We start from the raw sequence: 23,888 nt of genomic DNA, 5'->3' as shown, positions 1-23,888 counted from the left end.
AAATGGCTGTTTCGCGGCCGGTTTCGCAGCCATTTCGTCGGTTTCGCGGGTTGTTGGGGGTAAGTACGCTCGCTTGGGTGAGCTTCCCCATTCGCATCGGCGTGCAACTGCAGCCGCAACACTCCCCGAAGTACAGCCACATCCGCGACGCGGTCCGACGTTGTGAGGACATCGGCGTCGACGTCGCGTTCAACTGGGACCACTTCTTCCCGCTCTACGGCGATCCCGACGGCGCGCACTACGAATGCTGGACGATGCTGGGCGCCTGGGCCGAGCAGACGTCGCGCATCGAGATCGGCGCGCTGGTGACATGCAACTCGTACCGCAATCCGGAACTGCTCGCCGACATGGCGCGCACGGTCGACCACATCAGCGACGGTCGGCTGATCCTCGGGATCGGCTCGGGCTGGAAGCAGAAGGACTACGACGAGTACGGCTACGAGTTCGGCACCGCGGGCAGCAGGCTCGACGACCTCGCCGCGGCGATGCCGCGCATCACGTCGCGGCTGGCCAAGCTGAATCCACAGCCCACCCGCGACATTCCGGTCCTGATCGGCGGCGGCGGGGAGAAGAAGACCCTGCGGCTGGTCGCCGAGTACGGCGACATCTGGCACAGCTTCTCCGACAGCGCCGAGTATCCGCGCAAGGCCGAGATCCTCGCCGGCCACTGCGCGGACGTCGGTCGTGACCCCGCGGCGATCGAGCGGTCGGCCGGTGTGTCGGGAAAGAGCGTCGACGCGTTGCTCACCGAAGCCGGGGCGCTGGCCGACCTCGGCGTCACGATGTTGACGGTCGGCGTCAACGGACCCGACTACGAGTTGTCCGACGCCGAGGCGCTCTGCCGGTGGCGCGACCGTCGTCAAAACGAAGGCGGCTGAAGCGGCGTAACGGCCAACGGCAAGCCGGGCAGCGTGAGAGACTGTCGCCGCACCGCGCAAGTGTGGGGGTACCCCCACCGGAGGTCGGGGAGAGCGATCCCACCCATGCCAAAGAAGTACGGGGTCAAGGAAAAAGACCTTGTGGTCTCGCATGTCGTCAACATGGTCCTGACCGGCAAGCTCCGCTCCGGTGATCGGATCGACCGCAACGAGATCGCGCACGAACTCGGCCTGTCGCGCGTGCCGATCCAGGAAGCCGTCGTGCAACTGGAACACGACGGCATCCTGTCCACCCGGTATCACCGCGGCGCATTCGTCGAACGCTTCGACGAGGACTTCATCCGCGAACACCACGAGCTGCACGGCTTTCTGACCGGCATGGCCTCCGCGCGCGCCGCGGCCGATCCTGACCCGCGCGTGGTCGACCGGCTGAGCGCGCTGACCGATCAGCTGCGCAGCACCCGCGAGTCCCGCGGTTTTCACGACGCAGCCTGGCAGTACCGCAGCGTGATCACCGACGCGTACGCCGGTCCCCGGCTGGCCGCACTGATCAGGTCGGTGCAAGCCTTCGTACCGCCCCAATTCTGGGTCGCGTATCTCAGCAACCACGACGAGATGCTGCCGTACTACGAGAACGAGACCGCCGCGATCGGCCGCGGCGACGAGGCGGCCGCCCGCGGTGCATGCGTCGACCGCAGCGAGTTGATGGGCCGGATCATGCTCGCCGAACTAGTGCGCCGCGGGGTGCTGCGCGCCGCAGGTGCCTCGTCGGTTGCGTTCTGATCGAGCCCAACGCGGTGTGGGCGCGCCGCTGACGGATACGTTGCTGGGGTGACCCCGTTCGTGCGGCTCTGCAGGACTTCGGTACTGGCGCTGACCGCGGTGTTGGTGACCGGTGTCGGCCTCGCCGGGCCGGCACACGCCCAAGTCGATCAGTGTGCGCCGCCCGGCATCGAAAGCGCCAGCGCGCTACCCACCAACCTCGCCGCGGCGGCAACGGGCCCCGAGGAGGACCGGTACACCACCGCCGGCGTCGAACCGCTGTCGGCGGTGAACGTCGACGCATTGGGGCTGAGTCAGCCCGGCACGCTGACCGTCGGCACGCTGTCGGATGCGCCTCCGAGCATCTGCATCAATTCGGCCGGCCAGTTCACCGGCTTCGACAACGAGGTGCTGCGCGCGGTCGCCGACAAACTGGGCTTGCAGATCAACTTCGTCGGCACCGAGTTCTCGGGGCTGCTGGCACAGGTCGCGGCGCACCGCTTCGACGTGGGGTCGTCCTCGATCACCACCACCGAGGCGCGCCGGCGCACGGTCGGCTTCACGAATGGCTATGACTTCGGCTACTTTTCGCTCGTCGTGCCGACCGGCTCGCCGATCTCCGGCTTCGCCGACTTGGCGGCCGGCCAGCGCATCGGGGTCGTGCAGGGCACGGTGCAGGAGTCGTACGTCATCGAGACGCTGCGTCTGCAGCCGGTCAAGTACCCGGACTACAACACCGTCTACGCCAGCCTGAAGACGCGCCAGATCGACGCGTGGGTGGCGCCGTCGCAGCAGGCGTCGGGCACGGTGCAGCCCGGCGACCCGGCGCAGATCATCGAAAACACGTTCAGCTTGGACAATTTCGTCGCATGGGCGGTGGCCAAGGAGAACCAGCCCCTCATCGACGCATTGAACTCCGGGCTGGACGCGGTGATCGCCGACGGCACCTGGGCGCGGCTGTACTCCGACTGGGTGCCGCGTGCACTGCCGCCAGGCTGGAAGCCCGGCTCGAAGGCGGCGCCGGTGCCTGAGTTGCCGGATTTCAACGCGATCGCCGCCGAGAACCAAGGTGTGCCCGCGGCGCCGGCAGCGCCGAAATCGACTCTGGCGCAGTTGAAGGATGCTTTCCTGGACTGGGACCTGTACCGGCAGGCGATTCCGGATCTGGTCAAGACCGGCCTGCCGAACACGCTGATCCTGACCGTCAGCGCCGCGGTGATCGGCGTCGTGCTGGGCATGGTTCTCGCGGTCGCCGGCATCTCACGGCATCGCTGGCTGCGCTGGCCGGCCCGCGTGTACACCGACATCTTCCGCGGCCTGCCCGAGGTGGTGATCATCCTGCTGATCGGCCTGGGTCTGGGGCCGGTCGTGGGCGGGCTGACCGGCAACAACCCCTACCCGCTGGGCATTGCCGCGTTGGGCCTGATGGCCGCGGCGTACGTCGGCGAGATCTTGCGGTCCGGCATCCAGAGCGTCGAACCCGGTCAGTTGGAAGCCTCACGCGCATTGGGCTTTTCGTACCCGACGTCGATGCGGTTGGTGGTGATCCCGCAGGGCGTGCGACGGGTGTTGCCCGCGCTGATGAATCAGTTCATCTCGCTGCTCAAGGCGTCGTCGCTGGTGTACTTCCTCGGCCTGGTGGCCGATCAGCGTGAGCTGTTCCAGGTCGGGCGCGACCTCAACGCCCAGACGGGCAACCTGTCGCCGTTGGTGGCCGCGGGGTTCTTCTATCTGATGCTGATCGTGCCGCTGACGCATCTGGTCAACTACATCGACAACCGGCTGCGGCGCGGGCGTCGGCCGGCCGAGGAGGATCCGCTGGAGTTGTCCGCGTCTCAGGAGATGATCTGATGGCTGACTTCGAGCCGGTCTCGTTGGCCGCCAACGATCTTCACCTGTCCTTCGGCCCCAACCCGGTGCTGCGCGGTGTCGACATCGACGTGCCCGCGGGCAGCACCACGGCGGTGATCGGCCCGTCGGGGTCGGGCAAGTCGACGTTGCTGCGGACGCTGAACCGGTTGTATGAGCCCGACCGCGGGGACATCCTGCTCGACGGTCGCTCTGTGCTCGCCGACAACCCCGACCAGTTGCGCCAGCGCATCGGGATGGTGTTCCAGAACTTCAACCTGTTTCCGCATCGCAGCGTGTTGGACAACGTGACGCTGGCGCCGCGCAAGCTCAAACGACTCAGCGCCGACGAGGCCCGCGAGCTGGGGATGACGCACCTGGACCGGGTCGGGCTGCGCAACAAAGCCCAAGTTCGGCCGACCACGCTGTCGGGCGGGCAACAGCAGCGGGTGGCGATCGCGCGGGCGTTGGCGATGGCGCCGCAGGTGATGTTCTTCGACGAGGCCACCTCGGCACTCGATCCGGAGTTAGTGAAGGGAATCCTCGCGCTGATCGCCGACCTCGGCGCGGACGGCATGACGATGGTGGTGGTCACCCACGAGATGGGCTTCGCGCGGTCGACGTCGGACGCCGTCGTGTTCATGGACCACGGCAAGGTGGTGGAGGCCGGGCCGCCGGAGCAGCTCTTCGACGCCGCCGAAACGGATCGGCTGCAGCGGTTCCTCTCTCAAGTGCTTTGAACTTACGTGCCCGTCACGCATCGTGGCAGCGTCAGACAGGTTAGACTGCCGAAATTATGGCGGACGTCGTAGAACCGCAGGTCGCGGAGCTGTCGGGAGAGCTGCAGCGGGTGCTGTCGCGGGTTTTCTCCGTGCTGCGCCGCAGCGACACCCCCCGTAACGACGCCGCAGACCTGACGTTGGCCCAGCTGTCGATCCTGCTGACGCTGCTCGAACAGGGGCCGATGCGGATGACCGACCTGGCCACCCACGAGCGCGTGCGCACCCCGACGACGACCGTCGCGATCCGCCGGCTGGAGAAGTTGGGCCTGGTGAAACGGTCCCGTGACCCGTCTGACCTGCGGGCGGTGCTGGTCGACATCACCCCGGAAGGCCGCGCGCAGCATCAGGAGGCGCTCGAGGTTCGCCGCGCCCACCTGGCCAACCTGCTGGCCAAACTGAGCCCGGAAGACCTCGAGACGCTGACCAAGGCGATCGCCCCGCTCGAGCGGCTGGCCGAGTAGCCGTCGGACGACGATCAAGCGGCGGGACGACGCGTTGAGGAGTCCGACCATGTAGCCCATTCAGCCCAGCCAGTCCAACACCGCGGCCGCGGTCCACGACTGTTGCATGCTGCCCAGCGGCTCGCCGGTGAACGGTTCGTAGTACTCGGCGAACGCCCCGTCGCTGGCTTGGCGTAGACCTTCCTGGCGCAGGAGACGGGCGCGTTCGGCCCAGCCGCGGCGCGCGAAGCACCAGGAGAACAGCCACGTCATCGCCGGCCAGACCGGACCGCGCCAGTACTCGCGCGGCCGGAAGTCGCGGGACACCGGCGACGTGGACGGAATGCCGGCGTATCTCAGGTCGGGATGTCCGCAGAACCGCGGGCCCTCCAGCAACTTCACCAGCGTCCGTTCTCTGTCGTGCGGCAAGCCGCCGCACAGCAGCGGAGCGAACTGCGCGACCGTCTCGGTGGCCACCCACTCGTCCGCGCGGACGTCGTAATCGCGTGCCGCGCCGGTTCTTTCGTCGGTCGCGTCGATGACCCCGCGGCGGAAACGCTCGGCCAACCCGTAGAGTTCGCGCACGTCGGCGTCTGGGCGGCCGTAGTCCTCGCCGATCTCGGCGAGCACATCGCATGCGACCGCGAAGATCGCCGAGACGAACACGTCCTCGACCGCGAAGCTCATCACCTTGGGCAGCAACTCGTCGTCGTAGCGGGCCGACTTCATTTCCTCGAGCAGCCACAGGTAGCGGTCATACTCCAGGTCGGACGGGCGCTGGGTGGCGTCGGCGACGATCGCGGTGTCCTCGCGCTGGTACTCCGGCACGCTGCCCGGAATCACGTTGGCGTAGGCGCTGTCCCAGCGCGGTGAGTTGTCCATGCCGGACTCCCAGCCGTGGTACAGGGTGACCCGGCCATGCTTCTGCGGGTCACGCGCGTCCGCCAGCCAGCGGTGCCAGTTCACTAGGTCGTCCCACCGGCGATCGAGGAACGCCTCGGCGACCGCACGGGCGGTTCGGCCACGGGTCCGGGCGTGATCGACGATGCGCTGCACGGCGATCGCGTGCACCGGCGGCTGGGTGATGCCGGAGGTGTGCCGGTTGCGCGGCGCGTGCACGGCGAGCGCGGAGGTGGCCCAGCGCGCCGGCCCCGGGAAGTAGCCGTCGACTCCGTTGGCGAACACGATGTGCGGGATCATCCCGTTGGACCACTGCGCCGAGAGCAGGGTGTCGAGTTCGACGACGGCGCGCTCGACGCTCAACGGTGCCAGCCCGATCGCCACGAACGCCGCGTCCCAGCTCCACATGTGCGGGTACAACAGCGGGGCTGCGGTGGTCATGATGCCCAGGTCATTGCCCCGCAGCAGGTACGCCGCGCGGGCCGCGAGCTGCGTCGGAGCAAAACTGTGGTCGGGGGGCATCGGTTCCATGATGCGACGTCTGGCCGCGCAGCGCAGGTCGGTAGGGTTTCGACATGCCGACCGCGATGATCACGGGCGCCTCGCGAGGGCTCGGCGCGGCGATCGCGACGGCGCTCGCCCCTACCCACACGCTGTTCCTGGCGGGCCGGCCATCGGCGGCGCTCGATGCGGTGGCCGGTCAGTTCGGCGCGACGACGTGGCCGATCGATCTGGCGGACGTTTCCGGTATCGAGGCCGTGGTGGAGCCGATCGTCGAGCTGGACGTATTGGTGCACAACGCCGGAACGGCGTTTCCGGCCCGGGTCGCCGAGTCGACCGTCGACGAGTGGCGCGCCACCATGGAGGTCAATGTCATTGGCGCCGTTGCGCTTACACTCGCCTTGTTACCGGCGCTTCGCGCCTCTCGCGGTCAGGTGGTCTTCGTGAACTCCGGCGGGGGCATCAACGCATCGCCAGGGTTGGCGTCGTACTCGGCGAGCAAGGCCGCGTTGCGGTCGTTCGCCGACTCGCTGCGCAACGACGAGCCGTCGCTGCGAGTGACATCGGTGCATCCCGGCCGGATCGCCACCGAGATGCAGGAGGGCCTGGTCGCCTACGAGGGCGGCTCGTATGACCCGTCGCGGTTTCTCAGCCCGCAGAGCGTGGCGCGTGTGGTCGCCGATGCGGTGAACTCACCGCCGGACGCTCACGTGCACCAGGTCATCGTCCGCCCCCGCGGCTAATAGCTCGCGCCGATTGTGAATCCGGCGACGCTCGAAGCGCCGAAACCGTCGCCAGATTCACAATGCGGGACGGGGTGGCGGAATCACACGACGATGTTGACCAGGCGGCCAGCCACCACGATTACCTTTTTCGGCGTCGCGCCGTCGATGAAGGCCTGCACCTTCTCGTCGGCCAGCGCGGCCGCCTCCAGCGCGTCGGCATCCGCGTCGGCAGCGACCGTCACCCGGCCGCGCACCTTTCCGTTGACCTGTACCGGATACTCGACGGTGTCCTCGACGAGATACTGCGGGTCGGCGAGCGGGAACGGGCCGTGCGCAAGCGACGAGTCGTGGCCCAACCGCCGCCACAACTCCTCGGCCAGATGCGGGGCCAGCGGCGCCACCATCAGCACCAGCGGCTCGAGCGCCGCGCGCGCCGTCACGCCCTGCTTGGTCAAGTGGTTGGTGTACTCGATGAGTTTGGCCGCCGCGGTGTTGTTGCGCAGGTTCGTGTAGTCGTCCGATACCCCGGCGATGGTGCGGTGCAACAACTTCAGCGTCTCGGCGTCGATCGCCTCGTGCTCCGAGACACGCTCGGTGCCGGTACTCTCGTCGACCACCAGCCGCCACACCCGCTGCAGGAACCGGTGTGCGCCGACAACGTCCTTGGTCGCCCACGGCCGCGACGCCTCCAACGGGCCCATCGACATCTCGTACACCCGCAACGTGTCGGCACCGTAGCTGTCGCAGATCTCGTCGGGTGACACCGAGTTCTTCAGGCTCTTGCCGATCTTGCCGAACTCCTGGAAGACCTCGGCCTCGCCGTCCGGTCCCGGCCAGTAGAACTTTCCTTCGCGCTCAACGACTTCCGCGGCCGGAACGTATGCTCCGCGTTCGTCGGTGTAGGCGAACGCCTGGATGTAGCCCTGGTTCACCAGCCGGCGGAACGGCTCTCGCGAGCTGATGTGCCCGAGGTCGTAGAGCACCTTGTGCCAGAACCGGACGTACAGCAGGTGCAGGACCGCGTGCTCGACGCCGCCGACGTACAGGTCCACACCGCCGGGGTCGTCGGCGCCGTGTTCGGCCGGCCGCGGGCCCATCCAGTAGGACTCGTTCTCCTTGGCGCACAGCTCTTCCTTGTTGTGCGGGTCGGTGTAGCGCAGCTCGTACCAGGAGCTGGCGGCCCATTGCGGCATGACGTTGGTGTCGCGGGTGTAGGGCTTGAGCCCGTCGCCGAGATCCAACTCCACGTTCACCCAGGAGGTCGCCTTCTCCAGCGGCGGCGACGGCACGCTGTCGGCGTCGTCGGGATCGAACAGCACAGGCGAGTAGTCCGGCACGTCGGGCAACTCGACCGGCAGCGCCGACTCGGGTAGCGGATGCGCGCGGCCGTTCTCGTCGTACACGATCGGAAACGGCTCGCCCCAATACCTTTGCCGTGCGAACAGCCAGTCCCGCAGCTTGTACTCGACCCGCGGCTGCGCTCGGCCGGCTGCCGCCAGCCGCGCGGTGATCGCCTCCTTCGCCGACGCGACGCTCAACCCGTTGAGCTCACCGGAGTTCACGATCTCGCCGTCACCGCTGTACGCCTCCAGCGAGATATCGCCGCCGGCAACGACTTCCACGATCGGCAGGCCGAACTCGGTGGCGAACTCCCAGTCCCGCTGGTCATGTCCCGGCACCGCCATGATCGCCCCGGTGCCGTAGCCCAGCAGCACGTAGTCGGCGATGAACACCGGAACCTGTTGACCGTTGGCGGGGTTCGTCGCATAGGCGCCGATGAACACCCCCGTCTTGGCCTTGTTCTCCTGCCGCTCCAGGTCCGACTTCGCCGCGATCGCCGTGCGGTAGGCAGCGACGGCTTCCGCCGGTGTCGCCGCGCCGTACGTCCAGCGCTCATCGACGCCCGCCGGCCACTGGTCGCCGACCAGCCTGTCGACCAGTTCGTGTTCGGGCGCCAGCACCATGTACGTCGCGCCGAACAACGTGTCCGGCCGCGTGGTGAACACCTCGATGTCGCCCGCATCGGTGCCGAACAGCACCGCGGCCCCCGTCGACCGGCCGATCCAGTTGCGCTGCATGGTCTTGACCTTCTCCGGCCAGTCCAGCAACTCGAGGTCGTCGAGCAGGCGGTCCGAATATGCGGTGATGCGCATCATCCACTGCCGCAACCGCTTCCGAAACACCGGGAAATTGCCGCGCTCGCTGCGGCCGTCGGCGGTGACCTCCTCGTTGGCCAGCACGGTGCCCAGTCCGGGGCACCAGTTCACCAGCGAGTCGGCCCGATAGACCAGCCGGTACGAGTCGATGAGATCGGCGCGCTCGCCCTCTGACAGCGACGCCCACGTTCGGCCGTCGTCGAGAGCGCGTGCGCCGGATTCGAACTCGGCCACCAACTGCGCGATCGGCCTGGCCTTCTGCGTGGCCGGATCGAACCACGCGTTGTAGATCTGCAGGAAGATCCACTGCGTCCACTTGTAATAGTCGGGGTCGGTGGTGGCGAAGCTGCGGCGCGAGTCGTGGCCGAACCCCAACCGGCCCAGCTGGCGCTTGAAGTTGACGATGTTGGCTTCGGTCCGGATGCGGGGATGCGTCCCGGTCTGGATCGCGTACTGCTCGGCCGGTAGTCCAAACGCATCGAAGCCCAACGCGTGCAGGACATTCCGTCCGGTCATCCGGAAGTACCTGGCGTAGACGTCGGTGGCGATGTAGCCCAGCGGATGTCCGACGTGCAGGCCCTCGCCCGACGGGTAGGGGAACATGTCCTGCACGAACATCTTGTCGGCGGGCACCTGCGAACCGTCGGCCGGTGCCAACGAGCCGACGGGGTTCGGGACGTGGAAGGTCCCGGCGTCCTCCCACCGCTGCTGCCAGGTGCGCTCGATCTGCCCCGCCAACTCCGCGGTGTAGCGGTGCTGCGGGGTGTCGGTGGTCGGCGCGTCTGTCACGTGAACAGGGTATAAGCATCCAATTCGCGCCTCGCCCGGCCACGGGTTGGTCTCGGTTGCGTTGCGGGGAAGTCAGAACACTGTTGCAGCTCGATTCCGACGCTGGTGGCCGAGCTTCGCCGGTCGATACAGTCAGCGCCTGACCCACCCCGTGCTGTTCGGAAGGACCAACGCAGATGATCGAGATCGCCCCTCGCTGGCGGATTCTGGCCGCAAGTGTGGCCGCCGCCACCGCCGGCGTCCTCGGCTTCGCGGGCACGACCGCCTCGGCCGAACCCCTCGTACCGCAACCACCGCTGCCCGCCCCCGCCACGGTCACCCAGACCGTCACGGTCGCGCCCAACGCGCAGGCCCTGAGCCAGCCCGGTGTGAGTTCGGCCACCGGGGTGGTGTCATCCGCGGCGAGCGCGTCGCCGGGCTTGGCGGCCGCACCCGTCCCGACGCCGCCGGTCGCCACGATCCAACCCGCCCGCTCCGGCACGATGACCGAATTCTTCGCCGAGAAGGGCGTGAAACTCGAACCGCAGTCCAGCCGGGATTTCAAGGCGCTCAACATCGTGCTGCCGATGCCGCGCGGCTGGGAGCATGTTCCCGATCCGAACGTGCCCGACGCCTTCGCCGTGATCGCCGACCGGGTCGGCGGCAACGGCCTCTACACATCCAATGCGCAGGTCGTGGTGTACAAGCTGGTCGGCGACTTCGACCCCAAAGAGGCCATCAGCCACGGTTTCGTCGACAGCCAGCAGCGGCCGGCCTGGCGCACCACCGACGCGTCGCTCGCGGAGTTCGGCGGCATGCCGTCGGCGTTGATCGAGGGCACCTACCGCGAGAACAACATGACGCTGAACACCTCGCGCCGCCACGTCATCGCCGCCGCAGGCCCGGACAAGTACCTGGTGTCGCTGTCGGTGACCACAAGCGTCGATCAAGTTGTGCCGGCCGCCGAAGCGACCGACGCGATCGTCAACGGCTTCCGGGTCAGCGTTCCCGGCCAGCCCGCAGCACCCGCGCCGGCCGCCCCAGGCACGGCGGCTGCGCCCGCTGCGACGGCTGTGGCTTCCCCCGGTGCGGCGGCTGCTCCCGGCGCGACGGCCGCGGCTGCCCCCGGCGCGATTACCCCGCCGGCCGCTCCGGTTTCCAGCCAGCTGGGACTGCCGCGATAGACCTGTCCCCCGGGCGAAGCCTGGCGCCCGGGGGACGCCCCATCTCACCCCGCCGACGCTCCTCGTATCCTCGTGCTCATGCTCATCGCCGCGGTGCTCTGCCTGTGTGCTGCCGCCGCGACCGCGGGAGTCGGCGCGTGGCTGCTGCGCCGGCCCCCATCAGGAGACCCAGTGCAGGTGGTCCTGCGCTCGGTTGCCCCCACCCAACTCGCGGCCGCCGCGATGCTTGCTGCCGGCGGCGGTGTCGCGCTCGCGGCCGAGCCCAGAATCTCCGTCGTCGTACTGACCGTCTGCGTGCTCGGAGCGGTGGGCACGGTGGCGGCCGGATGCTGGCAGAGCGCGAAGGCGGCTGCGCGCAGCGAGGCGGCGACGAGTTCCGGTGGCTGCGGCGGCGGATGCGCCACCTGCACGCTTCCCTGCAGCTGACGCCGTTCTAGTTGCGGCTGACGTCGATCGGATGGGTCGCCAGCAACGACAACGGCAACGGCTGCCTGCGCAGCACCCGCGACCACAGATCCACCCGCGGTTCCACGAGAACGTCGGACGGCAACGCCGACAACACGATCCAGTCGTCGCGTTCGATCTCGGCATCGAGTTGGCCGATGGTCCAACCCGAATAGCCCGCGAAGATCCGCACCCCCTCGACCACCGGGGCGATCGAGTCGGGGTCGGCGTCGAGGTCCACCATCACCATGCGCCCCTGCACATGCCGCAGGCCAGGTACGCCGGCAGCCTCCATCCCCGCGCGCAAGGTCGCCAGGCACAGCGCCGCATCGCGTTTCACCGGCCCGCCGATGAACATGGTCTTCGGTTTGGCGGCCACCTTCGCCCACTGCGGCAACACGTTGTACACCGCCGTCTCGCTCGCCCGGTTCAGCACCACCCCGAGCGTGCCGCCGTCGTTGTGCTCCACGACGTAGATCACGCTGCGGCGAAACGTCGGCTCCAGAAGGTCGGTGTTGGCCAGAAGCAGCGTTCCGGCCCGCACGCGCGGCGCCGCAGGGGCGATGAAATCCTCCGGATCCTCTGACTGCGCCACGTGTCCATCATGGCACCAGCAACCGGCATCATGGCGGACAAGCGCGACCCCGCCGCGATATTTGTACTGTGGATGCGGTCCCGATCCGAAGCTTCTAGGAACGCGATCTCCCGTGCCCGATATCCGTGCGCCCATCGCCGTCTGGCGGTCGGTACGCGAGCTGCCCGACTTCTGGCGGCTCCTGGAACTGCGGGTGGTCAGCCAGTTCGGCGACGGCCTGTTTGCGGCGGGGCTGGCGGGCGCAATCCTGTTCAACCCGCAGCGGGAGGCCGAACCATGGGCGATCGCCGGGGCGTTCGCCGTGCTGTTCCTGCCCTACTCGCTGCTCGGCCCGTTCGCCGGCGCGCTGCTCGACCGCTGGGACCGGCGAGTGGTGCTGGTCGCGGCGAACGCCGGCCGCCTGGCGTTGGTGCTCGCGGTCGCCGCGCTGCTCGAATCCGGCGCGGGCGACCTGCCGATCCTGTGCTGCGCGCTGATCGTCAACGGGTTCACCCGGTTCGTCTCCTCCGGACTGTCGGCAGCACTGCCGCATGTCGTGCCGCGCGACCAGGTGGTCGCGATGAACTCCGTCGCCATCGCGACCGGCGCGGCGGCCGCCTTCCTCGGCGCGAATTTCATGCTGCTACCGCGCTGGCTGTTCGGCGCCGACGACGCCGGCGCCGCGGCGATCATCTTGATCGTCGCCATTCCGGTGGCGCTGGCGCTCTGGCTGGCGTGGCGCTTCACGCCGCGCCTACTCGGCCCCGACGACAGCGTGCGCGCGATCCACGGGTCGGTGCTCTACGCGGTGGCCACCGGCTGGGCACACGGCGTTCGAACGGTGGCGGCGGTGCCCTCCGTCGCCGCGACGCTGACCGGCCTGGCTGCGCACCGGATGGTGTTTGGCATCAACAGCCTGCTGGTCCTGGTGATGGTGCGCCACAGCGACACTCACGCGGTAGCGGGCCTCGGCACCGCGGTGTTGTTCGTCGCGGCGACCGGCACGGGATCGTTCATCGCGGCCGCCGTCATGCCGATGGCGGTGCGGCGGTGGGGAAGGTACGCCACTGCCAACGGCGCGTTGGCGATCGCCGCGCTGATCCAGTTCGCCGGTTCCAGCCTGCAACTGGCGATGATGGTCGTGTGCGGCTTCCTTCTCGGCATGGCCGGCCAGGTGGTCAAGCTGTGCGCGGACAGCGCCATGCAGCTCGACGTCGACGATGCGCTGCGTGGGCACGTGTTCACCGTGCAGGACTCGCTGTTCTGGATGGCATTCATCGGCGCAATCGCGGTGTCGGCGAGCGTGATTCCGCCCGACGGACACCAGCCGGCGCTGGCGTTGACCGGTGTCGGGGCGTATCTCGTCGGCCTGGCCGCGCACGCGGCGCTCGGCAGGCGCACGTCGTCACCGGGCTAAGGTGACCGCATGGCTGGTGCCGCGCCGATGGTGGCCGATCTTCGCGCCGAGAGCGACGAACTCGACGCCATCGTCGCCGACCTTCCCCCTGCGCGATGGGCCGAGCCCACTCCGGCCGAAGGGTGGACGATCGCCCACCAGATCGCGCATCTGCTGTGGACCGACCGCGTCGCGCTGACCGCCGTCACCGACGAGGCCGCATTCGCCGCGCTGCTCGAGGAGGCGGCCAAGGACCCCGCGCGCTTCGTCGACGCGGGTGCCGAGGAGCTGGCGGCCGTGCCACCAGCTGAGCTGCTCGCCGACTGGCGACGGACCCGCGCCCGGTTGCACGACGAGCTGTTGACCGTCGCCGACGGACGCAAACTGCCGTGGTTCGGGCCGCCGATGAGCGCGGCATCGATGGCAACGGCCCGGCTGATGGAGACCTGGGCACACGGGCTCGACGTCGCCGACGCGCTCGGGGTGCGACGGCCCGCCACCGGACGACTGCGCTCGATCGCGCACATCGGCGTGCGCACCCGGGACTTCGCGTTCGCGATCAACGGCCAACAGCCGCCGGCCGAGCCGTTCCGTGTCGAGTTGCGCGCCCCCGACGGGTCGACGTGGTCGTGGGGACCCGAGGACGCCACGCAACGGGTGAGCGGCTCGGCGGAGGACTTCTGCATGCTGGTGACCCAAAGGCGGCCGCGGTCGACGCTGGACGTGGCGGCGGTCGGCTCCGATGCGGAGCAGTGGCTGGGTATCGCGCAGGCGTTCGCGGGCCCACCGGGCTCCGGCCGCGATTAGCCGACTACAGATCGCTTGCGGAGTCCGCGCGGCCGTCGCCGTCGCTGTCGGTGAGCTTGATGTCCCACCGGCCGTCGGCGTCGGCGTCGACATAGGCGACCTCGCCGCCCAGTGCTCGGTCCGCCAGGCCGTCGCCGTCGACATCGAGCAGACGCTCGTCGGCCTGACCGTCGGTGTCGAGGTCGATCAGCGGACCGCCGACCTGCTCCACACCGTCGAGCCCGAACCACCGCAATTGCCCGGCCCGGTCCACGCTGACCGCCCAGGTGCCGGTGCCGTCGTCGCTGAAGTATGCGGCCGCGCCGGCTGCGTGGTCGCGCACCAAATGCTCCGCAGTACCGTCCGCGTCGAGATCGGCCATCGCGTCGTCGAGTAGGCCGTCGCCGTCGAAGTCGAGACCGACAGCGTCGAGGGAGCCGTCACCGTCCACATCCACATCCGGCGCGGCGGACCAGATCGTGGCCGAGCCGTCGCCGTCACCCAGGCAGTAGTCCATGTCGGATCAGACGCGACGACCCGGCTCAAGGGTTCCGCGCGGTCGCTGATTTCGGGTGAGCGACCGCCGTTGTACGCCCGCGAGCGGCGTGTCGGTGTGCAGACACGGTCGCTCGCGGAATCAAGGGGTCAGCCTCTGGCGTTCCACCACGCCAGCAGTTCCTCGACGGCTTCCTCCCGCGTCAGCGGCCCGCGGTCCAGCCGCAACTCCTTCAGGTACTGCCACGCCTCGCCCACCTGCGGACCCGCGGGGATGCCGAGAATCTCCATGATCTCGTTGCCGTTGAGATCGGGCCGCACCCGGGCGAGGTCCTCCTTCTCGGCCAGCTCGGCGATCCGGTGCTCCAGGTCGTCGTAGTTGGCCTGCAGCCGCGCCGCGCGGCGCTTGTTGCGGGTGGTGCAGTCGGCGCGCACCAGTTTGTGCAGCTTCGGCAGCAGCGGACCCGCGTCGGTCACATACCGGCGCACCGCCGAGTCCGTCCACTTCCCGCCGCCGTAACCGTGGAATCGCAGGTGCAGATAAACCAGCTGCGACACGTCGTCGACCATCTGCTTGGAGTACTTCAGCGCCCGCATCCGCTTGCGCGCCATCTTCGCGCCGACGACCTCGTGATGATGAAAGCTGACGCCGCCGTTGGGCTCGTGCTTGCGGGTGGCGGGCTTGCCGATGTCGTGCATCAGCGCCGCCCAGCGCAGCACCAGATCGGGCCCCTCGTCCTCCAACGCGATGGCCTGCCGCAACACGGTCAGCGAATGCCAGTACACGTCCTTGTGCTGATGGTGCTCGTCGATGGCCATCCGCATCGCGCCGACCTCGGGCAGCACCACATCACCCAACCCGGTCTGCACCATCAGGTCGATACCTGCGACCGGGTCGACGCCCAGCAGCAACTTGTCCAGTTCGGCGGCCACCCGCTCGGCGGTGATGCGGCTCAACTGCGGCGCCATCGCCACCAGCGCCGCCACCACCCGGGGAGCCACCGTGAACTCCAACTGCGAGACGAACCGCGCGGCGCGCAGCATGCGCAGCGGATCGTCGCCGAACGACACCTCCGGCGCGGCGGGCGTGTCGAGCGTCTTCGCCCGCAACGCCGCCAAACCGTTCAGCGGGTCGTGGAATTCGCCGAGGCCGCCCGGCCGGTCGGGGGCGATCCGCACGGCCATCGCGTTGACGGTGAAATCGCGCCGCACAAGGTCGGCGTCGAGGTTGTCGCCGAACCGCACCTCGGGGTTGCGCGACACCTGGTCGTAGCTGTCGGCGCGGTACGTGGTGATCTCGAGCCGTTCGTCGCCCTTGCCGACCCCGAGCGTGCCGAACTCGATGCCGGTGTCCCACAGCGAATCGGCCCACGGGCGCAGGAACCTCTGCATCTGTTCGGGGCGGGCGTCGGTGGTGAAATCGAGATCGGTCAGCAGCCGGCCGAGCAGCGCGTCGCGAACACTGCCGCCGACGAGGTACAACTCGTGACCGGCGTCAGCGAACAGCCGACCGAGCTCGCGCAGCACCGCACCGTGGCGGTTCAGCTCGACTTGCGCGGTGGCAAGCAGTTCGGCGTCGGTCGGGGCTTCGGGCACGTTCGGACAGCTTAATCGGCAACGGCTCAGTCACGACCGGTGAGTGCGACGGGGGCGAATGTGGGTGGCAGCTACTATCGCTTGGGTGTCGGACGGCGAACAGGCCAAACCACGACGGCGCCGGGGGCGGCGCCGCGGCCGACGCGCGGCAGGCCCCCCGGAGGCAGTGTCCGACCAGTCCCACCAGCCCCGCAACCGTCCCGTCCCGCAGCCCCTTCCCGGTGGCCACCACAACAACGCCGCCCTCAACGGCGACGCCGGCACCAAGGGCAAGCAATCGAAGAAGGGGCGTCCACGCCGACCGCCCGACCGGCTGCGGACCGTGCACGAGACATCGGCCGGCGGACTGGTCATCGACGGTCTCGACGGCCCCAAGGAACGGCAGGTCGCGGCGCTGATCGGGCGCATCGACCGGCGCGGCCGGATGCTGTGGTCGCTGCCCAAGGGACATATCGAGATGGGCGAGACCGCCGAACAGACCGCCGTCCGCGAGGTCGCCGAGGAGACCGGGGTCCAAGGCAAGGTGCTCGCCGCGCTGGGCAGCATCGACTACTGGTTCGTCACCGAAGGCCGCCGCGTACACAAGACCGTGCACCACTATTTGATGCGGTTTCTCGGCGGTGAACTGTCCGATGAGGACGTCGAGGTCAGCGAGGTGGCTTGGGTGCCGCTGAAGGAGCTGCCGTCCCGGCTGGCCTACGCCGACGAACGCCGGCTCGCCGAAGTTGCCGGGGAGCTGATCGACAAGCTGCACGCCGACGGCCCGGCCGCCCTGCCGCCGCTCCCCCGGTCCTCGCCGCGGCGTCGGCCGCAGACGCATTCGCATACCCGCAACCGTCGGCCCGACGGACCCGCGCAACCGTCCCTGGGGGCCGAGCGGACGAACGGCTGCGGACAGGGCCCGTGACCTCCGGCGCGCTGCTGCGCCTGCTGACCGCGCTGATCCTGCTCGCGCTCAGCGCTCTCCCGATCGCCGTCCCGCCCGCCGCCGCGGGCCAGCCCGATACGACGCCGTTCCTGCAGGTGCGCATCGACCGCGTCACCCCCGACGTGGTGACCACGACCAGCGAGCCCACCGTCACGGTTACCGGCGCCGTGCTCAACGTCGGGGACCGGCCGGTGCGCGACGTGGTGGTGCGGCTGGAGGACGCCGGTGCGGTGACGACGTCCACCGGGCTGCGCACCAACCTCACCGGCGACGTCGGCCAGTTCGAACCGATCGGGGACTTCGTCACGCTGACCCCGGAACTGCCTCGCGGACAACAGGTTCCGTTCGTCCTGTCGTATCCGCTGCGCTCGGCCGCCCAGCCGTCGCTCAGCATCGACCAGCCGGGCGTGTACCCGGTCATGGTCAACGTGAACGGCACCCCGGACTACGGCGAGCCGGCCCGCCTCGACGACGCCCGCTTCCTGCTGCCCGTACTCGGCGTTCCACCCGATCCGGCGACCGAGTCCGCGACCGACGCGGTCGCCGCGGTCGAACCGCCCGACACGTCCAAACCCGTCGAACTGACCCTGCTGTGGCCGATCGCGGACCGGCCACGCCTGGCGGCGGGCGCACCCGGCGGCGCCACCCCGGTGCGCCTGACCGACGACGACCTCGCCACCTCGCTGGCCGCGGGCGGCCGGCTCGACACACTGTTGTCGGCGGCCGAGTTCGCCACCAGCCCCGAAGTCGACCCCGAGGGACGGGTGCACGCGGCGACGTGTCTGGCCGTCGACCCGGATCTACTCGTCACCGTCAACGCGATGACGGGCGGCTACGTCGTCAACATCGGCCCCGACGCCGGGCCCGGGACGCCAACCCGTCCCGGTACCGGCCAGGCCGCCGCCGTGGCGTGGTTGAACCGGCTCAAGGCGTTGGCGAAGCGAATGTGCGTCACCGCGACCACCTACGCGCAGGCCGACCTCGACGCGTTGCGCCGCGTCGGTGATCCCGGGCTCAGCCGGATCGCCACCACGTCCTCGAGCGACATCGTCGACCAGATTCTCGGCATCACATCGGTCCGCGGCGCCAGCCTCCTCGGCGACGGACCGCTGACCACCCCCGCCGTGCGGCTGTTGTCTGAGCGCGGCGGCCAGACGGTGGCCATCGCGGCCGGGTCGGGTGCCGACAACGGCTCGGATGCGGCGAATCCCGGCACTGCGGACACCACGCCGGTGCGCTACACGCCGCAACTCGTCGCCGCACCGTTCGATCCGGCGGTGGGGGCCGCGCTCGCCGGCGCGGGCACCGACCCCGTCGCGCCCGGGTATCTGGACCCGTCCCTCGACTTTCCGCTGCAGCACGACTCGGCGGTGGCGCGACGTCAGGATGCGCTCGGCGCGGTGCTGTGGCGGGGGCTCAACCCCGACGTCGCGCCGCGCACGCAGATCCTGATGCCGCCGCTCGCCTGGAGCCTGCAGCCCGACGACGCCCGCGCGTTGTTCACCGCGGTGGCCACCGCGATCAACGCCGGGCTGGCACGCCCGCGTCCGCTGCCCGCGGTGATCGCCGCGGCCAGCGCCGTACCGCCCCAGGAAGTGGCGCCGCTGCCCGGCGACGACATCGGCGATCCCGATGCGCGCTTCGACGACGCGGTGGTCTCGGGTATCTCGGCCGTCATCGGACGGCTGTGGGGGTTGACCGCGGCGCTGACCACCGACGTGCGGACCGGCCTGACCGGATACGGGTACACCGCGCCGCTGCGCGAGGACATGCTGCGCGCGCTGAGCCAGTCGGTACCGCCGGACGCCCGCAATGGCCTTGCGCAGCAACGGCTCACCACGGTTGGGCATACGGTCGACGACATTTTCAACGCGGTCACCATCGTCAACCCGGGCGGTTCGTACACCTTGGCCACCGAACGCAGCCCGCTGCCCCTGGCGCTGCGCAACGACCTGCCGGTGCCGATCCGGGTCCGGCTCCACGTCGACGCGCCACCCGGGATGACGGTGACCGACATGGGCGAGATCGAATTGCCGCCTGGCTTCCTGCCGTTGCGGGTGCCCATCGAAGTGCACTTCACGCAACGGGTCGCCGTCGATGTCGCGTTGCGCACCGTCGACGGCCTCCCGCTCGGGGAGCCGGTGCGGTTGTCGTTGCATTCCAACGCGTACGGCAAGGTGCTGTTCTTCATCACGCTCTCGGCGGGTGCGGTGCTGGTGCTGCTCGCCGGCCGCCGGCTGTGGCACCGATTCCGCGGCCAGCCGGACCGCGCCGACCTCGAAGCCGATCCGCACCGCCCCGATCCGCTCGATGTCGCGCTGCACTACGACGACGACTCCACCGACGTGCCGCTGAGCCGGTCCGGACGCAGGGGCACCGGCGCGTCCGGTGGGACCGGATGAACACCGCGTTGCCGCCGCGCCGGCCGCCGCGCCCACCGCCGCCTCGGCTCAGCCGGGGACCGGCGCCGCGGAGACGGGCCGGGCGCCCGGAACTCTCCGACGCCGCGGTGGTGTCGAGGTCGTGGGGCATGGCGGTCGCGACGCTGGTCAGTCGGCTCACCGGATTCGCCCGCATCGTGTTGCTGGCGACCATCCTCGGCGCCGCGCTATCCAGTGCGTTCTCGGTCGCGTACCAACTGCCGAACCTGATCGCCGCGCTGGTGCTCGAGGCGACGTTCACCGCGATCTTCGTGCCGGTGCTGGCGCGTGCCGAGCGCGACGATCCCGACAACGGCACGGCGTTCGTGCGCCGCCTCGTCACATTGGCGACGACGCTGCTGCTGATCACCACCGCACTCTCGGTGGCGTCGGCGCCGATGCTCGTCGGCCTCATGCTCGGCGGCGATCCGGAGGTCAACCGCGATCTCACCACCGCGTTCGCCTACCTGCTGCTGCCCCAGGTGCTGTTCTACGGGCTGTCGTCGGTGTTCATGGCAATCCTCAACACCCGCAACGTCTTCGGGCCGCCCGCATGGGCGCCGGTGTGCAACAACCTCGTCGCGTTGGCCACCCTCGGCCTGTATCTCATTGTGCCGGGCGAACTCTCGGTGGACCCCGTGCAGATGGGCAACGCGAAGCTTTTGGTGTTGGGCATCGGGATGACGCTCGGGACGGTGACGCAGGTCCTGGTGCTGTTGGTGGCGATTCGCCGCGAACGCATCAGCCTGCGCCCGCTGTGGGGCATCGACGAGCGGATGAAGCAGTTCGGCGCGATGGCCGCGGCGATGGTGCTGTACGTGTTGATCAGCCAGATCGGGTTGATCGTCGGCAACCGAATCGCCAGTGGCGCTGCGGCTTCCGGACCCGCGATCTACAACTACACGTGGTTGGTGCTGCAGTTGCCGTTCGGCATGATCGGCGTGACGGTGCTGACCGTCGTGATGCCGCGGTTGAGCCGTAACGCCGCCGCCAACGATCAGCGCGCGGTGCTCGCCGACCTCTCATTGGCCACCCGGCTCACCATGGTGACGCTCATCCCGATCGTGGCGCTGATGACCGTCGGCGGCCCGGCCATCGGCAGCGCGCTCTTCGCCTACGGCAACTTCGGTGAGGTCGACGCCAACTACCTCGGCATGGCGATCACGCTGTCGGCATTCACGTTGATCCCCTACGCCCTGGTTCTGCTGCAGCTTCGGGTCTTCTACGCCCGCCAGCAGCCCTGGACGCCGATCCTGCTGATCGTGGTGATCACGACCGTCAAAATCATCGCCTCGCTCATCGCTCCCCATGTCACCGACGATCCCGATCTGGTGGCCGGCTATCTCGGCACCGCCAACGGCCTGGGCTTCCTGGCGGGCGCGACCGTCGGCTACTACCTGCTGCGGGCCAATCTCGACCCGCCCGGCGGACGGCTGATCAGCCTGCAGGTGGTCCGCACAATCCTGGTCACCATCGCCGCGTCGCTGCTCGCAGGCCTGCTGGCCCATGTCGTCGACCAACTGCTCGGGCTGGAGTCGCTGACGCGCAACTGGGGCGGTGCCGGGTCGCTGCTGCGGCTGGCGGTGATCGGCCTGATCATGGCGCCGGTCATCGTCGCGGTGCTGCTGGCCGCGCAGGTGCCCGACGCCCATGCGGCGCTGGCCGCGGTCCGTCGCCGCCTCGGCCGCCCGGCGAGGACGCCCCTGACGCGTACCGCCGCCGACCGGCCACGCAGGCGCACCCCCCTCACGTACCCTCAACAGAGGAATTCGTCCCCGCCAGGGCGGCGTCACAGCCCACCGACCGTCCGGCGCGGACCACCTCCCCCAGTTGCCTGGGACCGGACGCGGAAAGGACCAGCGGTGAGCGACGAACCCGCAGGCGGCTCCGCGCCCACTCCCGACAGCACCGCCACCACCAAGATCCCGCTGTCCTCGACCGGGCAGTCCGAGGTCGCCGCCGACGACCTCCAGCCCGACGTGCCCGAGCCCACCAGCGACTCGGCGACCACCGAGTTCGCGGCCGACAACGGCACCGCCCGGATACCGGTGTCGGGCCGGCCGCCCTCCGACTACGGCGGCGACCCCACCCGCGAACCGCTCGCGTTCGACCCGCCGCGCGAACCGGCCATCGAGGCCGCCACCTCCGATGAGGACGTCCACCTCATTCCCGGAGCGGTGATCGGCGGCGGCCGCTACCGGCTGCTCGTGTTCCATGGCGGTCCGCCGACCCTGCAGTTCTGGCAAGCGCTCGACACCGCACTGGACCGTCAGGTTGCGCTCACCTTCGTCGATCCGGACAACACCCTGTCCGACGCGGCACTGCGCGAGATCCTGGCGCGCACGCTGAAGCTGAGCCGCCTCGACATGCCCGGTGTTGCGCGGGTGCTCGACGTGGTCAACACCGGATCCGGGGGCCTCGTGGTCTCGGAGTGGATTCGGGGCGGCTCGTTGGCCGAGGTGGCCGACACCTCGCCATCCCCGATCGGCGGGGCCAGGGCCATTCAGTCGCTCGCCGCGGCGGCCGAAGCCGCGCACCGCGCGGGCGTCGCGCTGTCGATCGACCACCCCAGCCGGATACGGGTCAGCATCGAGGGCGACGTGGCGCTGGCCTTCCCGGCGACGCTCGCCGACGCGACGCCCGAGGACGACATTCGCGGCATCGGCGCGGCGCTGTACGCGCTGCTGATCAACCGGTGGCCGCTGCCCGAGCACGGGGTCCGGAGCGGCTTGGCCCCCGCCGAACTCGACTCCGCCGGGCAGCCGATCGAGCCGCGCGCGGTCGATCGCCACATCCCGTTCCAGATCTCCGCCGCGGCGGCGCGCGCCGTTCAGGAGGGCGGCGGCATCCGCAGCGCGCCGACGCTGTTGAACCTGCTCCAGCAGGCCACCGCGATCGCCGATCGGACCGAGTTGATCTCCCCCATCGACGACCCCGAAGATTCCGCATCACGCACCCGGGAAGTGGTCGTCGACGATCCGGAGACCCGGGCGCGCCGCCGTAAGGCGCTGATGATCGGGCTCGGTGTGGGCGCGGCCATCGTCGTGGTCGCGCTCGTGGTGTTGGCCACCGTGCTGAGCCAGATCTTCGGCGACGTCGGCGACGGCCTGGGCGGCGACCGGCTCGGGCTCAACGATCCGACGACCACGGAATCGGGCGACACCGGCGGCGGCGCCACCGGGAATGTCGTCAAACCCACTGCGGTGACGGTCTTCTCACCCGAGGGTGAGGCCGATGCGCCGGCAGAGGCGGACAACGCGATCGACGGTGACTCCTCGACGGTGTGGCCGATCGACACCTACACCGACCCGGTGCCGTTCCCGAACTTCAAGAACGGCGTCGGGCTGCTCCTACAGCTGCCGCAGCCCACCACGATCGGCGAGGTCGACATCGACCTCAACAGCACCGGCACGGCGGTGGAGATCCGCTCGGCGCACTCGTCGTCGCCGTCGTCGCTGTCCGATACCACCGTGTTGACACCTGCCACGCAGCTCAAGCCCGGGTCCAACACCATCAAGGTGGAGAACGCCTCCCCGACCTCCAACGTGCTGGTCTGGGTCTCCACCCTCGGGCAGGTCAACGGCCAGAGCCGCTCGGACATCGCCGAGATCACGCTGCGGTCGGCGTCCTGACCCTTCATCCCCAGCCCGACAAAGATGTGTCGGGAGGCGCCCGCGCGGCCGTTTAGTGTTCGGCTGTGGGGACCTTCGGGGGGCAGTCCGGTCGGGAGCGCAGCGATGCGGAGTTGCTGGCCGCGCACGTCGCCGGTGACCGGTACGCATTCGAGGAGCTGTTCTATCGCCACCACCGCCAGCTGTACCGGATCGCCCGGATCACCAGCCGCAACCCCGACGACGCCGCCGACGCGCTGCAGGACGCGATGCTCAAGGCGCACCGCAGGGCGCCGGCCTTCCGCTACGACGCCGCGGTGAGCAGCTGGCTGTACCGCATCGTGGTGAATGCGTGTCTGGATCGGTTGCGGTGCAACAAGACCCGGGCCGCCGAGTCGTTGTCCGACGACGTCGGGCACATCGGTGATCCGGCAGCTCGGGTGGATACCGCGATCGTCGTCGAGCGGGCACTGATGCGGTTACCCGTCGAGCAGCGCGCCGCGGTGGTCGCCGTGGACATGCAGGGCTACTCGGTGGCGGAGACGGCGCGCATGCTCGGCGTCCCCGTAGGCACGATCAAGAGCCGCTGCTCGCGAGCGCGGGCCAAGCTTGCCGAGGCGCTGGAGTGTTTCGATGCGGAGGCGACCGCGCGTACCGATTGAGCGGAACCGCAAGCGCGGGCCCTGCGTCTTAC

General features: G+C 69.5%; 19 protein-coding genes. 14 read left to right on the top strand and 5 right to left on the bottom strand.

Annotated elements, in window-relative coordinates; all coding sequences use genetic code 11:
* The first annotated feature begins 77 nt into the window (after window positions 1–77).
* The 5 genes from AU187_RS01885 (at window position 78) to AU187_RS01865 (ending at window position 4,731) form a co-directional block, all read left to right on the top strand.
* On the top strand, window positions 78–878 hold the full coding sequence (locus AU187_RS01885) for an LLM class F420-dependent oxidoreductase (RefSeq protein ID WP_059100495.1): 801 nt from the start codon (window positions 78–80) through the stop codon (window positions 876–878).
* A 105-nt stretch (window positions 879–983) separates the two neighbouring features.
* On the top strand, window positions 984–1,661 hold the full coding sequence (locus tag AU187_RS01880) for a GntR family transcriptional regulator (protein WP_059100496.1): 678 nt from the start codon (window positions 984–986) through the stop codon (window positions 1,659–1,661).
* A gap of 84 nt (window positions 1,662–1,745) precedes the next feature.
* A complete protein-coding gene (locus AU187_RS01875) occupies window positions 1,746–3,491 on the top strand; it encodes an ABC transporter substrate-binding protein/permease (RefSeq protein ID WP_502687725.1) in 1,746 nt (581 codons plus the stop codon).
* Entirely contained in the window at window positions 3,491–4,228 is a 738-nt protein-coding gene (locus AU187_RS01870) for an amino acid ABC transporter ATP-binding protein (protein ID WP_059100497.1), read from the top strand. The genes AU187_RS01875 and AU187_RS01870 overlap by 1 nt, the downstream gene beginning before the upstream one ends.
* 56 nt (window positions 4,229–4,284) lie before the next feature.
* Complete coding sequence (locus AU187_RS01865; RefSeq protein WP_059100498.1) at window positions 4,285–4,731, top strand: MarR family winged helix-turn-helix transcriptional regulator; 447 nt, start codon at window positions 4,285–4,287, stop codon at window positions 4,729–4,731.
* Window positions 4,732–4,791: 60 nt separating this feature from the next.
* Here AU187_RS01865 and ggh read toward each other — a convergent pair whose 3' ends face one another.
* The gene (gene ggh, locus AU187_RS01860) at window positions 4,792–6,132 is read right to left on the bottom strand and encodes a glucosylglycerate hydrolase (RefSeq protein ID WP_059100773.1); all 1,341 of its coding nucleotides are present in this window, start codon (window positions 6,130–6,132) and stop codon (window positions 4,792–4,794) included.
* Window positions 6,133–6,185: 53 nt separating this feature from the next.
* Here ggh and AU187_RS01855 point away from each other — a divergent pair, with 53 nt between their 5' ends.
* On the top strand, window positions 6,186–6,854 hold the full coding sequence (locus AU187_RS01855) for an SDR family oxidoreductase (protein WP_059100499.1): 669 nt from the start codon (window positions 6,186–6,188) through the stop codon (window positions 6,852–6,854).
* An 83-nt stretch (window positions 6,855–6,937) separates the two neighbouring features.
* On the opposite strand, the gene leuS is transcribed toward AU187_RS01855, so the two are convergent.
* The gene (gene leuS / locus AU187_RS01850; protein WP_059100500.1) at window positions 6,938–9,781 is read right to left on the bottom strand and encodes a leucine--tRNA ligase; all 2,844 of its coding nucleotides are present in this window, start codon (window positions 9,779–9,781) and stop codon (window positions 6,938–6,940) included.
* Between the two features lie 176 nt (window positions 9,782–9,957).
* Between leuS and AU187_RS01845 the strand changes: the two genes are divergently transcribed.
* Window positions 9,958–10,944 (top strand): LpqN/LpqT family lipoprotein, encoded by a 987-nt coding sequence (locus tag AU187_RS01845; RefSeq protein ID WP_059100501.1) that lies wholly within the window; start codon window positions 9,958–9,960, stop codon window positions 10,942–10,944.
* 78 nt (window positions 10,945–11,022) lie between these two features.
* Window positions 11,023–11,370: a hypothetical protein gene (locus AU187_RS01840; RefSeq protein ID WP_059100774.1), complete on the top strand. Its 348-nt coding sequence runs from the start codon at window positions 11,023–11,025 to the stop codon at window positions 11,368–11,370.
* A gap of 7 nt (window positions 11,371–11,377) precedes the next feature.
* Here AU187_RS01840 and AU187_RS01835 read toward each other — a convergent pair whose 3' ends face one another.
* Window positions 11,378–11,983, bottom strand: a complete 606-nt coding sequence (locus AU187_RS01835) for a YqgE/AlgH family protein (protein ID WP_059100502.1) — start codon at window positions 11,981–11,983, stop codon at window positions 11,378–11,380.
* A gap of 112 nt (window positions 11,984–12,095) precedes the next feature.
* Here AU187_RS01835 and AU187_RS01830 point away from each other — a divergent pair, with 112 nt between their 5' ends.
* Together AU187_RS01830 and AU187_RS01825 are read left to right on the top strand one after the other, a co-directional pair.
* Window positions 12,096–13,379, top strand: a complete 1,284-nt coding sequence (locus tag AU187_RS01830) for an MFS transporter (RefSeq protein ID WP_059100503.1) — start codon at window positions 12,096–12,098, stop codon at window positions 13,377–13,379.
* 9 nt (window positions 13,380–13,388) lie between these two features.
* On the top strand, window positions 13,389–14,165 hold the full coding sequence (locus tag AU187_RS01825; protein ID WP_059100504.1) for a TIGR03084 family metal-binding protein: 777 nt from the start codon (window positions 13,389–13,391) through the stop codon (window positions 14,163–14,165).
* A 4-nt stretch (window positions 14,166–14,169) separates the two neighbouring features.
* On the opposite strand, the gene AU187_RS01820 is transcribed toward AU187_RS01825, so the two are convergent.
* Together AU187_RS01820 and AU187_RS01815 are read right to left on the bottom strand one after the other, a co-directional pair.
* Window positions 14,170–14,661, bottom strand: coding sequence for a hypothetical protein (locus tag AU187_RS01820; RefSeq protein ID WP_059100505.1), 492 nt, complete (start codon window positions 14,659–14,661; stop codon window positions 14,170–14,172).
* Between the two features lie 128 nt (window positions 14,662–14,789).
* The gene (locus AU187_RS01815) at window positions 14,790–16,235 is read right to left on the bottom strand and encodes a CCA tRNA nucleotidyltransferase (RefSeq protein ID WP_059100506.1); all 1,446 of its coding nucleotides are present in this window, start codon (window positions 16,233–16,235) and stop codon (window positions 14,790–14,792) included.
* A gap of 85 nt (window positions 16,236–16,320) precedes the next feature.
* Between AU187_RS01815 and AU187_RS01810 the strand changes: the two genes are divergently transcribed.
* The 4 genes from AU187_RS01810 (at window position 16,321) to sigM (ending at window position 23,856) form a co-directional block, all read left to right on the top strand.
* Window positions 16,321–17,142, top strand: a complete 822-nt coding sequence (locus AU187_RS01810) for an NUDIX hydrolase (protein ID WP_059100507.1) — start codon at window positions 16,321–16,323, stop codon at window positions 17,140–17,142.
* Entirely contained in the window at window positions 17,139–19,565 is a 2,427-nt protein-coding gene (locus AU187_RS01805) for a DUF6049 family protein (protein ID WP_172800125.1), read from the top strand. Before AU187_RS01810 ends, AU187_RS01805 begins: the two co-directional genes overlap by 4 nt.
* Window positions 19,562–23,215 carry a murein biosynthesis integral membrane protein MurJ gene (gene murJ / locus AU187_RS01800; protein WP_059166189.1) on the top strand — a complete coding sequence of 1,218 codons (3,654 nt, stop codon included), beginning with the start codon at window positions 19,562–19,564 and terminating at the stop codon, window positions 23,213–23,215. Before AU187_RS01805 ends, murJ begins: the two co-directional genes overlap by 4 nt.
* 65 nt (window positions 23,216–23,280) lie before the next feature.
* On the top strand, window positions 23,281–23,856 hold the full coding sequence (gene sigM, locus AU187_RS01795) for an RNA polymerase sigma factor SigM (RefSeq protein ID WP_059100509.1): 576 nt from the start codon (window positions 23,281–23,283) through the stop codon (window positions 23,854–23,856).
* Window positions 23,857–23,888 lie beyond the last annotated feature (32 nt).

The organism is Mycobacterium sp. IS-1556 (assembly GCF_001499985.1).
Taxonomy (GTDB): Bacteria; Actinomycetota; Actinomycetes; order Mycobacteriales; family Mycobacteriaceae; genus Mycobacterium.
Note: the sequence above shows the minus strand (reverse complement) of the source record. Positions and strands in the feature narration are given on the sequence as shown.